The sequence below is a fragment of the Neorhizobium sp. IRS_2294 genome (assembly GCF_050500145.1).
In the GTDB taxonomy this organism is placed as follows: Bacteria; Pseudomonadota; Alphaproteobacteria; order Rhizobiales; family Rhizobiaceae; genus Neorhizobium; species Neorhizobium soli.
On the sequence record NZ_CP191440.1, the window covers coordinates 1,193,241 to 1,208,833 of the forward strand.

A 15,593-nucleotide genomic window follows, 5' to 3' on the forward strand; every position below is an offset into this window, starting at 1 on the left:
AGGTGCGATGAGGAAGCAGCGCCTTGCGCCCTTGCCATCTTCTCGACGCCCGCCTACTCGATCTTGCAGATGGGAACGCTCCACAGCATTCTAGATCGAGCTGGTCGCCGAGGCATGACATCTTGGCCGAGATGTTGTGATAGTCCAGTTATCGAAAAATACGCTTCAGCTGATATGACAAATAAGAACAAGTCGTCCTCAGGGTGGACCTGTGCTATTTGTTTAGCCGCTGGTTTAATGCGAAGGATCGATATGGGTTGGGTCCAAAAACAAGGAATACGCCGATCTCTTTCATCGGGCGTCGTCGATGCAATCAGAGTTCAGATAGACGACGGATACTTTGCAATCGGCGACAAACTGCCTACGGAGGCGGCGCTGATCGCCAGGTTCGGACATAGCCGAACGGTTATACGAGAGGCGCTCGCCGAACTGCGGGCAGACGGGCTTGTGGAGTCGCGACAAGGGTCGGGAGTTTACGTCACTGGCCTTTCACAGGTGGACACGATCGCGGGTCTCTTTACTGGAGAAACCGACAGGATTTCAGACATAATCGAGGAACTCGAATTACGTATCGGAATTGAGGAAGAAGCCGCAGGCCTTGCTGCATCACGCAGTTCGCCTGCCCAGGAGGCAGAAATACATAGCCAGGTCGAGCGATTTGGCGCTCTTGTGGCCAGTTCCATGCCGACGGACGAGGCTGACTTCGCATTCCATGTCGCGGTTGCCAGCGCCACGAACAACGCGCGCTTTCGCACGTTTTTGGAGCATGTCGGGCGTCGAATGATCCCACGCGTGAAGTTTCGGAAGGTTATGGGTGGGTTGGATCCTCTGCCCAGCCGTGACGAGTCTATATGGGAAGAGCATAGGAGTATTGCCGACGCAATCGCAGCACGCGATCCTGAGCTCGCTCGCGACGCAATGCGAAAACATCTTGTGACCGGCATAAAGCGCTATCGAGCATTAGCTGCTCGCCGCCCTAAGGACATATGACAACACGCGTTGACTTGTATTTTTAGTTGTCATATGACTTTCTCTTGGTAGATTACTAGGAGGAAGTCTGTTGTCGCCTGATGAACTGAAAGTCCGCGTGGGTTCTGGCCTTTTGTCGTTCCCCGTTACGCATTTCGATCCGGACTACAAGCTCAACCTCGATAGCTACCGGCGTCACGTTGAATGGTTGTCTGGCTTTGGCGCAGCCGCTCTCTTCTCCGCTGGCGGTACAGGAGAATTCTTCTCTCTTACTCCGCAAGAAGTCGGTCTCGTTACGGAAGCCGCCAAGGATGTTTCAGGAGATGTGCCAATTATCGCGGGTTGCGGCTATGGTACTGCTCTCTCAGTAGAGACGGCGCGCATCGTGGAAAAGGTTGGCGCAGACGGCCTTTTGCTGCTGCCCCATTATCTGACCGAAGCTCCACAGGACGGCATCTTCGCCCATGTGAAAGCCGTCTGCGACTCTACGGACCTCGGCGTCATCCTTTACAATCGTGCAAACTCCGTGGCGAACGCCGATACGGTTGCCAGGCTTGCGGACGCTTGCCCAAACCTCATCGGTTTCAAGGACGGAACAGGCAGGGTCGACCTGGTTCGCCATGTCACAGCAAAGCTCGGCGATCGACTTTGCTACATCGGCGGAATGCCGACACATGAACTCTTCGCCGAGGGCTTCAACGGCGTCGGTGTGACGACGTACTCGTCGGCAGTTTTCAATTTCGTCCCGCAACTTGCTATTCGTTTCTACAATGCGATGCGCAGCAACGACAGCGCGACGATGGAGAGCATACTTCACACATTCTTTTTCCCATTCGCGGAGTTGCGAGATCGGAAAGCTGGATATCCGGTTTCCATCATAAAGGCGGGCGTGGATCTGGTTGGATACACGCCGGGCCCGGTCCGGCCGCCATTGGTCGATCTGACTGGAGATGAAAAGGAAATTCTCAGAGAACTTATCGAGGCCGTGTCGGCCTGAGAACGATAATGGTTCGCACGCCTAAAGGGCATTCATATCGAATGGTCACTATTCACTTGGGAGGAGTGCAATGACAATGAGATACAATTTGATGCTGGCAAGCGCCGTAGCCGTCGCCGTCCTGGCCGGCCAAGCCGGAGCTCAGACCACAAACGAGATCAAGATCGTGCTGCCTGAGCAGCCTGCAAATCTCGAGCCTTGTGGCACGATCATAACCAATGTCGGCCAAATTCTGAGCCGCAACGTTGTAGAGCCGCTTACTGTTATAGACGCGGCAACCGGCCAAGCCACTCCTGCACTTGCGACCGAGTGGAGCCAGATCGATCCAAACACCTGGCGCTTCAAGCTGCGTGAAGGCGTGAAGTTTCAGGACGGTGAAGCGTTCAATGCAGCCGCGGTAAAATACTCTATCGAACGCATGACCGGCGGCAAGGTGACTTGCAGCAACATTGCAAAATTCGGCGATTCCAAGCTTACCGTCACGGCAACCGACGAACTGACGATAGAGGTCAAGTCAGACAAGCCGGAGCCGATCCTACCAACACTGCTCAGTGTCGTCATGGTTGTCTCGCCGAAAACACCGGCTGACAAGGCGGTCAATGATCCTGTCGGTACGGGGCCATTCAAGCTGACGAGTTTCTCACCCCAAACTGTGGTTCTTGACGCGTTCGACGGCTATTGGGGCAAGAAGCCCGCGTTTACCAAGGCAAGCTACGTCTGGCGTCAGGAATCATCGATCCGAGCTGCAATGGTAGAGACTGGAGAAGCGGACCTGACACCGTCGATCGCCATTCAGGATGCGACCACGCCGGAAACCGACTTTGCCTATCTGAACTCGGAAACCACTGCTTTGCGCATCGACACCGGCTTTGCGCCACTCGATGACGTTCGTGTCCGCAAGGCGTTGAACCTTGCCATCGACTGGGATGGACTTGCGCAGCTCTTCGGAGACGACATCAAGCGCGCCTCTCAAATGTCGGTGACCGGCATTAATGGTCATGACGACAAGCTTGCTCCATGGACTTACGACGCGGCGCAGGCCTCCGCGCTGGTAGCCGAGGCAAAGGCAGCAGGCGTGCCGGTTGAGACCGAGATAGAGCTCATTGGCCGCAATGGCATTTATCCGAACGGCTCGGAGGCTATGGAAGCCATGGCGGCGATGTGGCAGGAAGCCGGCCTCAACGTCAAGCTTACCATGCTCGATGTGAATGACTGGCTGCGCTACTTGCAAAAGCCGTTCCCGGAAGGACGCGGACCTAACCTTCTGCAGATGATGCACGACAACAACAAGGGTGATGCTGCCTTCACGATCCCGATCTTCTACACCTCGGCAGGCAGCTACTCTACAGTCAAGGATGCCGCGCTCGACGCCGAGATCGCCGACGCACTTGCGGCAACTGGCGATGACCGTACGACAAAGTTCAAGGCGATCTTCAACAAAGCGCATGACGAACTCGTGCTGGATATCCCGATGTTCCACATGATCGGTTACACCCGCGTCGGTAAGCGTCTCGACTGGAAGCCGGATATCTCTACCAACAGCGAGATCCCCCTTGCCAATATCGGTCTGAAGAACTGACGGGTCACGCCAGTCGATCGAGCGCCTGACCACGGTGTCTGGCGCTCGCACTCCATCCAGTAAAATCAAGGGTATGCGCGATGTTCGCTTATATAGGGCGGCGAGCTTATCACAGCGTCATTTCGGTGATCGGTCTGCTGACGCTCGTCTTTTTCCTCACGCGGCTTACGGGCGATCCTTCAGCCCTCTACCTGCCTCTCGACTCCAGCCTCGAAGCCCGCCAGGCGTTCGCAAAGTTAAATGGTCTCGACCAGCCGATATATTTGCAGTTCCTCCAATACCTGAGCAATCTCTTGTCGCTGGATTTTGGTCAGTCTCTGCGCCAGAACCGCTCCGCGCTTGAAGTGGCGCTTGAGGCCTTTCCAGCAACGCTGCAACTCGCCCTCATCGCAATGACGCTTTCGACAGGCCTGGCGATTTTTATCGGAGCGATGGCGGCCGCACGTCCCGGAAGCCTTTTCGACCGTATTGGCGGAGTCGTGTCGCTGGCGGGTGCCAGCACACCAGATTTCTGGATCGCAATCGTCGGCATCCTTGTTTTCTCTGTTGGACTTGGTCTCTTCCCAACGTCAGGAACTGGAACGGCCCTTCACTGGATCATGCCAATTGCAGTGTTGATGCTGCGTCCATTCGGCCTTCTCGTACAGGTCGTACGCGGCACAATGATTTCGGCACTTGCCTCACCTTACATCAAGACTGCGCATGCAAAAGGCATGAAGCGGCGTAAGATCATCTTTGGTCATGCGCTTCGCAATTCGCTCCTGCCTGTCATCACCGTCGCGGGTGACCTTATGACAGGTCTGGTCAACGGTGCAGTCGTGGTTGAAACGATTTTCGGATGGCCTGGCATCGGCAAGCTCATGATCGATTCAATTATCCAGCGCGACTTTGCGGTAGTTCAGTCGACGATCCTCGTCACAGCGATCGCCATCTTCGTCGTCAACATCGCGATCGACCTTCTTTATGTCGCACTCGATCCACGCATCCGCTACTGAGGGAGGACGACCATGGCCGATACGACAATTGTTTCCACAAAGTCGCCTGGGAACCTGCATCAGCTCGCAATCTATCTGACGCGCGACAAGCTGGCACTTTGTGCCGCGATCTTCCTGTTCATCCTTATTGTCTGCGTGCTGTTCGGCCCGCTGCTGGTCGGTGATATGGCCGGCAAGCTTGGCCTCAGACAACGCAACCTCGCGCCCTTTTCTCTCGATCAGGGATTCATCTATATTCTAGGCGCGGATACCCTCGGTCGGCCGATACTTGCGAGGCTCATCGTGGGTGCCCAGACGACTCTCGCCATAGCGGCGGCCGCTGTGTGCTGCTCCATGTTTGTGGGTGGCGCTCTTGGATTGGTCGCAGGTTATTCGGAACGTTGGTACAGCCACGTTATCCTGCGTCTTGCCGATGTCATCATGAGCTTTCCATCGTTGCTGCTGGCACTGATCGTGCTTTATACGCTTGGTCCCAGCATGACGAATTTGGTGATCGTTCTCGCCATCACTCGCATGCCGGTCTTCATCCGAACGGCACGAGCTGAAGTGCTGGAACTGCGCGAGCGCATGTTTGTCAGTGCAGCACTTTCGATGGGTGCAAGCAGCCGTCGCATTCTGTTCCGGCACATTGCGCCGCTGGTGCTGCCGACACTGGTGACAATCGCTGCGATCGACTTCGCCACCGTCATCCTGGCGGAATCTTCATTGAGCTTTCTCGGTCTCGGCATCCAGCCGCCGAACTTCACTTGGGGAGCGATGGTTGCGAATGGCCGCGGTTACCTCTCGACTGCGTGGTGGATCGCCTTTTGGCCGGGCCTCGCGATTCTCCTTACTACCTTGTCGTTGAATATACTGGCGAGCTGGGCTCGTACCGTTGCCGATCCCTCCCAACGCTGGCGCCTGCAGTCGCTGCGAAAGGCGCCTCGATGACCCATTCGAAACCTATCCTCACGATCAACAATCTTACCGTCGATTTCTTGTCCGAAGGCGATCCCGTGAGAGCCGTGGACAACGTGTCGTTCAACGTATGTCCTGGCGAGACACTCGTCATCCTTGGTGAAAGCGGTTCTGGAAAGAGCGTCAGCACCGGTACGGTGATGGGGCTCATCGACTGCCCGCCGGGCGATATCGTCGCCGGATCGCTGGTGTTCGACGGCAACGACATTTCGCGTCTTAGCAACGAGCATAGGCGCAAGCTTAACGGTCAGCGCATTGCTATGATCTTTCAGGATCCCTTGGCATACCTCAATCCCGTGTTCACGGTTGGCCGACAGATTGCTGAAGTGTTCGAGGCCCACGGGGAGGCCCAAACGGCCACAGTCCGCGATGAGGTTATCCGATTGCTCGAACGCGTCGGCATACCGGACGCTAAAGGCCGTATAGACTACTATCCGCACCAGTTTTCCGGCGGTCAGCGCCAGAGAGTTATGATCGCGATGGCGATCGCGCTAAAACCGGACATACTGATCGCCGACGAACCGACGACTGCCCTCGATGTCAGCGTGCAAGCCCAGATCCTTGAACTGTTGCGTGATCTGCAGCAGGAAACGGGAATGGCGTTGATAATGATCACGCATGATCTCGATGTGGCGGCCGCGATGGCCGATCGGATCATCGTCATGAATGGCGGGAAGGTCGTGGAAAGCGGAGAGGCGAGGGAGGTATTCACCAATCCCGCGCACGCTTATACGAGGCGGCTGATGGCAGCCGTGCCGCATCTGGAGGACACAAATCGCCCCCAGCGTGAGGCTGTAGGCAAGGAAGTTTTGCTGAAAGTCGAGAACCTCAGCAAGCATTACCTCCTGGGTTCAGGCGCGCTCGCGTCCAAGCAGGAGTTTCGGGCAGTTGACGAGGTATCTTTCGTGCTCCACCGTGGAGAAACGGTTGGTATTGTCGGGGAGTCCGGGTCCGGAAAATCGAGCATAGCGCGCATGCTGCTGCGGCTGAATACACCGACCTCCGGTCGTGCACTCTTTGCAGGAGAGGACATATTCGAACTTGAGGGCAAGGCGCTAAACAGCTTTCGACGTCGTGTACAGATGGTGTTTCAGGACCCGTTTGGCTCGATGAATCCCCGCATGAATGTGCGACAGATCATCTCGGAGCCATGGGCTATCCACAAAGATATCCTCCCGCGTGCCCGGTGGAGCGAACGAGTGGTGGAACTTCTGGAACTCGTTGGGTTAAAGGCCGAGCACGTTGATCGTTATCCGCACCAGTTTTCCGGTGGTCAGCGTCAACGTATCGCGATAGCGAGAGCTCTCGCGAGCGAGCCAGAACTCATCGTCTGCGACGAGGCCGTTTCGGCTCTTGATGTGTCTATACAGATGCAGGTCATAGAACTTCTGGCCGATCTGCAGCGCACACTCGGGCTCTCGTACATCTTCATCACGCATGATCTGCCAATCGTTCGAGCAATAGCAGACCGTATTTTAGTGATGCAGCGTGGAAAAGTAGTGGAAGAGAATGATGCCGTTTCACTGTTCTCTTCACCTAAGCACGATTACACACGCTTGCTTTTGAACGCGACCCCGAAGCCGAAATGGCTCGACCTCCCGTTGTCAGAAACGGTAAGGGGCGCTTAATTCACGCATGTTGCGTCACCAGCCCGGCAAGAGCGGCGGTATCGATTGATATCCGCGGCTTTGCTTTGCTGATCGCTGGAAGATGCGTCTCAGAATTCCTCCCATTCATTGGCAGCGACAGCGGCATTGCCGGAGAAGGCAGTTGCCACTTCTCGACTCAGGGCACGGGCCGGCGACGCTACGGACGCTTGGCGGCGTTCTGAAGGGCGCAGTGCCTGGGCGAGTGTATATCCACGTCGACCGCCTCCACCCGACAGCTTGAACTGCGACAGGAGTTCGTTCAGCGAAGCTGCATCGCGCGCCATTCCATGGCTTGCGGCAGTCTGCTCCTCGACCATTGCGGCGTTCTTCTGGGTGTCCTGGTCCATCGCGTTGACGGCGGTGTTTATTTGCTGAAGGCCGGACGATTGTTCCTGAGCGTTCTCGACGATTGCGCTGACATTGCGGTTGAATTCCTGGACTTCCGCAACGATCGTTTCCAGTGCGCGGCCGGTTTCGCCAACCAGAAGTACGCCGTTCTGGACCTGTTGGTTGGACGCATTGATCAATGTATTGATCTCTTTCGCAGCATTGGCAGAACGCTGAGCAAGTTCACGCACTTCCTGTGCGACGACCGCAAAACCCTTGCCGGCCTCCCCTGCGCGGGCGGCTTCGACACCTGCATTAAGAGCAAGAAGGTTGCTCTGGAAGGCGATCTTTATAGCGGTCGGTCTAGTAGGGAGGACCGGTAAACACCCGCCCGGCACACTGGTGCTGCACCGCAAAAACTATTTTGCTTTACAAATTACGATGTTTTTGTGAAGTTAATCCTCTGATTAATATTGATAGGGCCGAAGACATTGTCGAATCTCCGTTTTGCCACCCGTCTCAACTCCTTCGCGTCGAATCCCGCCGGTGAATGGCCGGAGCTGAAGGGCAAGCCGAGCGTCCTGCAGATGGCGGCACGGGCGGCAAAAGTCGACGGTCTGACGGACCTTGATCTCAACTACCCTGATCATGTTGGCGAAAATCCAACTGAACTCAAGAATAAGCTGGAAGATTTGGGTCTGGCGATCAACGGCTTTGCCATGCGCTACTACACCAATCCGGCTTTCAAGCTTGGTGCGTTCACCCATCCGGAGGAAAGCGTTCGGCGCGAGGCGATCGATCTGACCAAGGCCGGAATCGATGCCGCACGTGAAGCCGGCTCCAACCTGATGACGATCTGGCTGGGCCAGGACGGTTTCGACTATGCCTTCCAGGCCGACTATGACCGGATGTGGCAACACGAAATTGACGGTATTCGTGAAGTTTGTGAGCATGACGCGGATTGCCTGATCTCGATTGAGTACAAACCCAACGAGCCGCGCTCCTACAGCCTGATGCCAGACTGCGCCACCACGCTGCTTGCCATCAAAGAAGCCGGCTGCGCCAACCTCGGCGTCACGCTCGACTTTGCGCACGTGCTCTACGCCGACGAGCAGCCTGCCTTTGCCGCTGCCATGATTGCCCGCCACAGTCGCCTGCTCGGTGTTCACCTCAATGACGGTTACGCAAAACGCGACGACGGGTTGATGGTCGGCTCCGTTCACTCGATCCAGACGATCGAACTGCTGCGTCAGATCCGCCGCGATGGCTACGAAGGCGCGATCTATTTCGACACCTTCCCTGACATGACCGGCCTCGATCCGGTTCACGAATGCGAAGTCAACATCAAGACCGTCAAGCGGATGCTGAACGTCGTTGATCGGCTTGAGCGTGACAACCGTCTTGCTGGCGCGATCGACCGTCAGGATGCGGTCACGGCGCAATCCATCATTCAAGAAGCAATGCTCGGCGACGTCGCCTGAGGAGAGGCTTCAAGAGAGTTTTTCTGTTTCAACACATCACACCTGGGAGGATCACTATGAACAGACACCTGAAATCCGCGATTGCCGGCATGGCGCTGGGGCTGATGGCAAGCGCTGCCTTCGCGCAGGATCTTGCGCCGCTCAATTCTGATACCGAAAAGGATCGCGTCGACTGGTCACAGCTTGAACCAAAGTATGGCGCGTTTCCAAAGATCCCGGAAGGCACGCGCGCGGGCGGCGTTTCCAAGACGCTGACCAACGAGTACTGGCGTTCGCTCGGCGAAGGCTACAAGTCTTTCGGTGAAAAAGCCGGCGCGACTGTTGCCTATCAGGCAGCGCAGAGCGAAGGCGACCAGCTGGGACAGCTGACGATTGCAGAAGGCATGGTCACCACAGGCTTCAATGTCATTCTCGTGTCGCCGCAAACCGACGCGAACCTGCAGCCTGTCATGGAGCAGGCCAAGGAAGCCGAAATTCCGGTGGTCAACGTAAATGACGCGGTCGTACCGCAGGCCGAGCACTACGTCGGCAACGTACAGCGCGACAACGGCGTTCGTGTTGCCAAGTGGTTCATCGAGAACCGCCCGGAAGGCGGCAAGGTTGCCGTCATCGAAGGCCAGGCCGGCGTCTTTGCGGCCGTCCAGCGTACCGCAGGCTTCAAGGGTACCATCGGCGAGAGTTCCAAGTTCCAGGTCGTCGCCAGCGTTCCCGGCAACTGGGATCGCCAGCAGTCCTACGACGCTGCCACCAACATTCTCCAGCAGAACCCGGATCTCGTCGGCTTCTACTGCAACAATGACGGAATGGCGCTCGGTGTGATCGAGGCGGTCAAGGCGGCAGGTCTTCTCGGCAAGGTCGCCGTATTCGGCACGGATGGCATTTCCGACGCCTACAAGTCGATCGAAGCCGGCGAACTGACGGGCACCGTTGACAGCTTCCCGGTCCTGACAGGCGAAGTTGCAATGGAAACCGCATTGCGGCTCGTTGCCGGTCAGAAGCTGGCACGTGTCGTTGCGACACCGCAGGCGCTGATCACCAAGGACAACCTTGCCAAGTACAAGGGCGACGGCATCGATATTCGCCAGGTGCTGATGAAGGATGCTGCCAGCGCGCAGTAATCGCAACAAGAGCCGGTCCCTTCAGGATCGGCTCTCCTCCTTTGATGAAAGCACCGAGATGACGACAACGGCTCGCCTCAGGTTCGAGGGCATCACCAAGACCTTCCAGAGCGCCAAGGCGCTCTCGGATGTGTCCTTCACCGTCAAGCCTGGCGAAGTTCACGCTCTTCTCGGCGAAAACGGCGCGGGAAAATCGACACTGCTGCGCATTCTCTCCGGCGTCTCGCCGCAGACCGGCGGCGAGTTCTTCGTCGATGGCAAACTCGCGACATTCAAGAGTCCTGAAGATGCCCGCCGCGCTGGCATCGCCATGATCCATCAGGAACTGCAGCAGATCCCGAACCTGACGGTCGCGCAGAACATGTTTCTCGGTCATCCGCTGAAATATGCGGGTGGATTGCTGGTCAATCGTCGCGAGCAGGAAAAGCGCGCGGCGGCAGCGCTTGCCATGATTGATCCTTCGATTGATCCGTCGACTCCGATCAAGGACCTCAAGGTTGCACAGCGCCAGATCGTCGAGATTGCCCGTGCGCTGCTCGAGAACGCCAGGATCGTCGCCATGGACGAGCCGACGTCGAGCTTGACGCCGGCAGAGTTCGAGAGCCTCGCGGTCGTCATCCAGAAGATGGCGGCCTCAGGCGTCGCGATCATTTACGTCTCTCATAAAATGGATGAGGTGTTTCGTATCTGCCACCAGGGAACCGTCATGCGGGACGGCAATGTGGTTGGCACGGTCGACCTGCGCTCCGCGGTGCAAGCAGACGTCATCGCAATGATGGTCGGCCGCGAACTCATGCAGGAAGAGCACAAGACGTTTGTGAAGGAGGACGTTCGCGTCGAGGTGCGCAACCTTTCCTCCGCGGTCACGCATGTCCGCGACGTCTCCTTCACAGTCAGACGTGGTGAAGTGGTCGGCGTTGCCGGGCTGGTTGGCTCGGGACGGACAGAACTCCTGCGCCTCATCGCTGGCGTCGACAAGATCGGGTCCGGTGACATCAACGTCGATGGTCGCGCATTGAAGCTGACAGGTCCGCGCTCCGCGATCGACGCCGGTATCGGTTTGTTGCCGGAAGAGCGCAAACGCGAGGGCATCATCCCCATGCGCCCGGTTTCGGTCAATATGGCGCTGCCGTCCCTTCGAAAGTTCGCGCGGGTCGGAATAGTGCGCCACTCAGCTGTCAACAAGAGCGCCGAAACATTGCTGAAGCGGGTCAACCTGCGCCCATTCCAGATTGATCGCCCGATCAAGCTGTTCAGTGGTGGTAACCAGCAAAAGGCGATCATCGCCCGCTGGCTGGCCGCCGGTTCCGAGATCCTGCTGTTCGACGAACCGACGCGCGGGATCGATGTGGGCGCTAAATCCGAAATCTACCACCTGATCGAAAACCTTGCCGCCGAAGGCAAGTCCATCATCGTCGTATCCTCAGAACTTCCCGAAGTCATCCGGCTATCGGACCGCGTCATGGTCATGCGGGACGGGCGGATCGCTGCACAGTTGGAACGACACGAAATGACCGAACAGGCCATCGTTTCGCACGCCGTCGGCGATCGCGAGCCAAACACAGATTCCTCGACGCAGGAGCACGCCCATGTCTGATATCGCCGCCGAAATTCCAAGGCGTTCCCCGAAACTCTTCAGTTCGTTCTCACTGCGCGATGCAGGCACACTCATTGGTCTGATCCTGATCGTGGCAGTCTTTGCAGCGCTGGTGCCGGGCTTTCTGTCTGAGCGCAACCTGATCAACATTCTGCAGCAGTCGAGCATAAATGCCTGCATCGCGCTCGGCATGACCCTCGTCATCATCTCCGGTGGTATCGACCTGTCGGTCGGTCCGACGGCGGCAATCTCCGCAGTACTCACCGCGACACTGCTGGTCTCAGGCGTTCCCGTGCCGGTGGCGCTTCTGGCCGGCCTCGGCATCGGCGCGTTCTGCGGTCTGGTGAACGGCGTTCTTGTTGCCTATGTGGGCCTTCAGCCATTCATCGTCACGCTTGGTACTCTCAGCACCTACCGAGCCATCGCGCTTATCTATACGGGCGGCAACCCCGTTCTTGGCGTGCCACAGGGCTTCCGGTCGCTGTTCAACGGCAATGTTGCCGGCATTCCAAACTCGGTCATCATTGTTGCAGTTGTTGCCTTCGTGGCTTGGGTTCTTCTCAAGAAGACGCCGATCGGCGAATATCTTCTGGCCGTCGGTGGAAACGAGGAAGCTTCCTATGTCGCAGGCGTGCCGATCGCGCTGACGAAGATCACAGCCTATGTCATCTCCGGCGTTCTGGCCGCACTCGCGTCCTTTATCCTGATCGGTCGCCTCGGGGCTGCCGAGCCCATTCTTGGAAACCTCTGGGAGCTGGACGCAATCGCGGCCGCTGCCATCGGTGGTGCTTCCTTGATGGGCGGCAAGGGGTCGATTGTCGGCACCATCCTCGGTGCGATCATTCTCGGCGCTATGCGCAACGGTTTGACGTTGATGAACGTCCAGGCTTTCTATCAACTTCTCGCAACCGGGCTTATAATTCTTGTCGCAATGATGATCGATCGCGCGACAAGGGGACGGGGATGAAATCCGACAAAATGGATCCGAAGGCAGTTGGCCCGCGTATTCGCATGCGCTTGCCACTGCTGACACCGCTCGAAGCGCGGGTTGTTGAAACCGTGTTTGCGCTGCGCAGCTTTAACGACGACACGTCGTTGAAGGAAATCGCAACCGATGCCGGTGTTTCGGAAGCCATGGTCGTGAAGATCGCCAAGAAACTGGGATTTGCCGGCTATCGGGAGTTTCGCAACGCGGTGTCGCAGTACAACAGTTTGCCGACCGCTGAAATGCACCAGGAACTATCGGTCGAGGACACGTCCGAGGAGATTATCCAGAAAGTGTTTCGCACCTCGATCCATGCGCTCGAGGAAACGCTTTCGATCATGGATGTCAAAGCGTTCGATCGCGCGGCCGACCTCATCCACGGTGCACGTCATCGGGATTTCTATGGCGTCGGCGGTTCTGCACAGATCGCACGCGACGCTGCGCACAAATTCCTTCGCATCGGTGTCCGCGCCAGCGTCTACGACGATTCCCACATGATGCTGATGTCGGCTTCGCTGCTGGGAAGCGATGACATCGCGGTCGGGTTCTCGCATTCCGGCAATACGATGGCCGTCATCGAGGCGATGCAGACGGCGCGGCGCAACGGCGCCAGGACGATCGCCATCACCAATTACAATGAATCGCCGCTCGCTCAGCATTCGGACGTCGTTCTGTGCTCGACGGCACAGGGTTCACCGCTGATGGGCGAGAACGCCGCCGCCCGTATCGCCCAGCTCAATATTCTCGATGCGGTGTTCGTCGCCGTGGCACAGCGTGATTACACCGCTGCCGAAAACAATCTCGAAAAGACCATGGCGGCCGTCGCCTCCAAACGGAAAGACAAATTCCTATGACCGCATCCAGCCCCGCTGTCGTCGTTTTCGGCAGTCTCCACTACGACATCATCGTCAAGGGTCCGGCACGGCCGCGCAAGGGCGAAACAGTCACCGGCTCCGCCTGGAACCCGGCATGTGGCGGTAAGGGGGAAACCAGGCCGTTTCCGCCGCCAAGGCCGGCGTGCGCTCGGCAATGATCGGTGCCGTGGGCGATGACGACTTCGGGCATACGCTTCTCGACAACCTGGCCGCAAACGCCGTCGAGTTGGACCAGGTTCGTGTCATCGACGGTGCCGCATCCGGAATGAGTGTCGCGATTTTCGATGCCGAAGGCGATTATGGTGCCGTGATCGTCTCCGGCAGCAATCTTCAGCTCGGCCAGTCGGACGTGGCACAGGCTGAGCATCTGTTCCGCGCTGGCAATATCCTCGTCTTGCAGAACGAAGTGCCGGATGCCGCGAATGTGCTTGCGGCTTCCGCAATGAAACAAGCCGGCGGCCGTGTTGTTCTCAACGCTGCCCCAGCGAGAGATCTGTCGCCCGAACTGGCGCGGCTGATCGATGTCCTCGTGGTCAACGCGGTGGAGGCGGAAGCGTTGGCAGGCGGCGGTGAGGTTGAAACGCTCAAAGACGCGATCGCCACGGCAGAGGTTCTTGCGCAATCATTTCCGGTGGCGGTCGTTACCGCAGGCGGAGAGGGCGTCGCATTCGCCGAGCAAGGCGAAGCCAAAGGGACCATCCCGGCTATCAAGGTTAAGCTCGTCAGCACCCATGGGGCAGGGGACGAGTTCATCGGTGTTCTCGCAGCTCAGATGCTGCAGGGAGAAAGCGTAACGACCGCTCTTTCTGCGGCCAACCAAGCCGCGGCGCTCCTTGTGAGTTCGCAGCGATGATCTTTCAGTTATTCCTCAGACAGTGCGTCGCAGAACTCCTGATCTTCTAATGCAGTGTTTTCTTGGCTTGTTTTTGTGTCAACGAGCCAAGGCTGGTTCGAATCCTTTCAAGGCGGTCACCGGCATCTATGCGTCCGCCAGCGTGGAAGTGGCGAATGCCCTCGAGCTCGCAAGCTGCGGTGTACTCGGTCATCGAGCAGCGTGCCTAAGGCAATACCGCCCTGTCCGTCGTACGTTTCAAGCCCCCGCAAAGTGTTAGTGCCTCATCCGGCTCTGCGAAGCGCAGCAAGGACGGCGTCGCGCGACAGGTAGCCGACGGTCGCTCCATCCGGCCCATGAACGTCGAGACCTTGCAGATCGTCTGCCAGCATCAGGGCTAGTGCTGCATGCAGGCTTCCGCTCTGTTCGACCGAAGCGCCGGAGGCCTGTGCGATGGGCGCCGACATGGAGCCTGCCACAGGGATCAGGCTCAACCGCTTGATGGCGCGGTCCGGGCCGAGAAAGCTTTTAACGAAATCGTTGGCGGGATTGGCGAGGATCGCTTCCGGCGTATCGTACTGCAGTAGTCGTCCGTCGCGCATGATCGCGATGCGGTCGCCCATCTTGATCGCCTCGTCGAGATCGTGGGTGACGATCACCACTGTCTTGCTGACTTTCTTGAGGATCTGGCGGAATTCATCCTGCAGCTTGACGCGAGTGATCGGATCTATCGCCCCGAACGGCTCGTCCATCAGCATAATCGCCGGATCCGCGGCGAGCGCGCGGGCGAACCCGACACGCTGGCGTTGCCCCCCAGATAGTTCATGCGGCAGACGGTTCCGCATGATTGCCGGGTCGAGGCTGACCAGTTCGAGCAGCTCGTCGATGCGCCGGTCGATGCGCACCTTGTCCCAGCCGAGAAGGCGAGGCACTGTGGCTATGTTGCGCTCGATCGTCATGTGAGGGAACAGGCCGACCTGCTGGATGACATAGCCGATGCTGCGGCGAAGTTCCTTCGGATCCGTTGAGGCAATGTCTCGGCCGTTGACCAGCACACGTCCGACGGTTGGTGTCTCGAGCCGGTTGATCATTCGCATGGTCGTGGTTTTTCCACAGCCGGATGGCCCAATCATCGCAACCGTCATGCCACTTTCGATTGTCAGGCCGAGATTGTCGACAGCATGGCGGTCGCTCCCCTCGTAATTCTTGGTCACATGATCCAGTCGTATCAT

12 protein-coding genes and 2 pseudogenes are annotated in these 15,593 nt (G+C 57.8%); 12 read left to right on the forward strand and 2 right to left on the reverse strand.

What is annotated here, in order from left to right; translation table 11 throughout:
* Nucleotides 1–252 precede the first annotated feature (252 nt).
* From ACQY1K_RS22605 to ACQY1K_RS22630, 6 genes are all read left to right on the forward strand, one after another.
* A complete protein-coding gene (locus ACQY1K_RS22605; RefSeq protein ID WP_430259648.1) occupies nucleotides 253–990 on the forward strand; it encodes a FadR/GntR family transcriptional regulator in 738 nt (245 codons plus the stop codon).
* Nucleotides 991–1,060: 70 nt separating this feature from the next.
* Entirely contained in the window at nucleotides 1,061–1,966 is a 906-nt protein-coding gene (kdgD, locus tag ACQY1K_RS22610; protein WP_430259650.1) for a 5-dehydro-4-deoxyglucarate dehydratase, read from the forward strand.
* 70 nt (nucleotides 1,967–2,036) lie between these two features.
* On the forward strand, nucleotides 2,037–3,545 hold the full coding sequence (locus ACQY1K_RS22615) for an ABC transporter substrate-binding protein (protein WP_430259652.1): 1,509 nt from the start codon (nucleotides 2,037–2,039) through the stop codon (nucleotides 3,543–3,545).
* Nucleotides 3,546–3,625: 80 nt separating this feature from the next.
* Complete coding sequence (locus ACQY1K_RS22620; RefSeq protein WP_430259654.1) at nucleotides 3,626–4,540, forward strand: ABC transporter permease; 915 nt, start codon at nucleotides 3,626–3,628, stop codon at nucleotides 4,538–4,540.
* Nucleotides 4,541–4,552: 12 nt separating this feature from the next.
* Nucleotides 4,553–5,470, forward strand: a complete 918-nt coding sequence (locus tag ACQY1K_RS22625) for an ABC transporter permease (RefSeq protein ID WP_430259656.1) — start codon at nucleotides 4,553–4,555, stop codon at nucleotides 5,468–5,470.
* Nucleotides 5,467–7,125, forward strand: coding sequence for an ABC transporter ATP-binding protein (locus ACQY1K_RS22630; protein ID WP_430259658.1), 1,659 nt, complete (start codon nucleotides 5,467–5,469; stop codon nucleotides 7,123–7,125). Before ACQY1K_RS22625 ends, ACQY1K_RS22630 begins: the two co-directional genes overlap by 4 nt.
* Nucleotides 7,126–7,214: 89 nt before the next feature.
* On the opposite strand, the pseudogene ACQY1K_RS22635 reads toward ACQY1K_RS22630, so the two are convergent.
* Nucleotides 7,215–7,820, reverse strand: a pseudogene (locus ACQY1K_RS22635) (methyl-accepting chemotaxis protein); the annotation flags it as partial.
* A gap of 144 nt (nucleotides 7,821–7,964) precedes the next feature.
* Here ACQY1K_RS22635 and ACQY1K_RS22640 point away from each other — a divergent pair.
* From ACQY1K_RS22640 to ACQY1K_RS22665, 6 genes and pseudogenes are all read left to right on the forward strand, one after another.
* Nucleotides 7,965–8,954: a sugar phosphate isomerase/epimerase family protein gene (locus ACQY1K_RS22640; RefSeq protein WP_430259660.1), complete on the forward strand. Its 990-nt coding sequence runs from the start codon at nucleotides 7,965–7,967 to the stop codon at nucleotides 8,952–8,954.
* Between the two features lie 56 nt (nucleotides 8,955–9,010).
* Nucleotides 9,011–10,072 carry a sugar ABC transporter substrate-binding protein gene (locus ACQY1K_RS22645; protein ID WP_430259662.1) on the forward strand — a complete coding sequence of 354 codons (1,062 nt, stop codon included), beginning with the start codon at nucleotides 9,011–9,013 and terminating at the stop codon, nucleotides 10,070–10,072.
* Between the two features lie 58 nt (nucleotides 10,073–10,130).
* A complete protein-coding gene (locus tag ACQY1K_RS22650; protein ID WP_430252324.1) occupies nucleotides 10,131–11,669 on the forward strand; it encodes a sugar ABC transporter ATP-binding protein in 1,539 nt (512 codons plus the stop codon).
* Nucleotides 11,662–12,636, forward strand: coding sequence for an ABC transporter permease (locus tag ACQY1K_RS22655; RefSeq protein ID WP_184656005.1), 975 nt, complete (start codon nucleotides 11,662–11,664; stop codon nucleotides 12,634–12,636). Before ACQY1K_RS22650 ends, ACQY1K_RS22655 begins: the two co-directional genes overlap by 8 nt.
* A complete protein-coding gene (locus tag ACQY1K_RS22660; protein ID WP_113165914.1) occupies nucleotides 12,633–13,508 on the forward strand; it encodes a MurR/RpiR family transcriptional regulator in 876 nt (291 codons plus the stop codon). The genes ACQY1K_RS22655 and ACQY1K_RS22660 overlap by 4 nt, the downstream gene beginning before the upstream one ends.
* Nucleotides 13,505–14,382: pseudogene (locus ACQY1K_RS22665) on the forward strand (ribokinase). The gene ACQY1K_RS22660 and the pseudogene ACQY1K_RS22665 overlap by 4 nt, the downstream one beginning before the upstream one ends.
* Before the next feature lie 263 nt (nucleotides 14,383–14,645).
* Here ACQY1K_RS22665 and ACQY1K_RS22670 read toward each other — a convergent pair.
* Nucleotides 14,646–15,593, reverse strand: a complete 948-nt coding sequence (locus ACQY1K_RS22670) for an ABC transporter ATP-binding protein (RefSeq protein ID WP_430246057.1) — start codon at nucleotides 15,591–15,593, stop codon at nucleotides 14,646–14,648.

Coding starts and splice junctions, on each gene's coding strand:
- ACQY1K_RS22605 (WP_430259648.1), top strand. CDS start 253: ATGGGTTGGGTCCAAAAACAAGGAATACGCCGATCTCTTTCATCGGGC.
- ACQY1K_RS22615 (WP_430259652.1), top strand. CDS start 2,037: ATGACAATGAGATACAATTTGATGCTGGCAAGCGCCGTAGCCGTCGCC.
- ACQY1K_RS22620 (WP_430259654.1), top strand. CDS start 3,626: ATGTTCGCTTATATAGGGCGGCGAGCTTATCACAGCGTCATTTCGGTG.
- ACQY1K_RS22625 (WP_430259656.1), top strand. CDS start 4,553: ATGGCCGATACGACAATTGTTTCCACAAAGTCGCCTGGGAACCTGCAT.
- ACQY1K_RS22630 (WP_430259658.1), top strand. CDS start 5,467: ATGACCCATTCGAAACCTATCCTCACGATCAACAATCTTACCGTCGAT.
- ACQY1K_RS22645 (WP_430259662.1), top strand. CDS start 9,011: ATGAACAGACACCTGAAATCCGCGATTGCCGGCATGGCGCTGGGGCTG.
- ACQY1K_RS22650 (WP_430252324.1), top strand. CDS start 10,131: ATGACGACAACGGCTCGCCTCAGGTTCGAGGGCATCACCAAGACCTTC.
- ACQY1K_RS22655 (WP_184656005.1), top strand. CDS start 11,662: ATGTCTGATATCGCCGCCGAAATTCCAAGGCGTTCCCCGAAACTCTTC.
- ACQY1K_RS22660 (WP_113165914.1), top strand. CDS start 12,633: ATGAAATCCGACAAAATGGATCCGAAGGCAGTTGGCCCGCGTATTCGC.
- ACQY1K_RS22670 (WP_430246057.1), bottom strand. CDS start 15,593: ATGATACGACTGGATCATGTGACCAAGAATTACGAGGGGAGCGACCGC.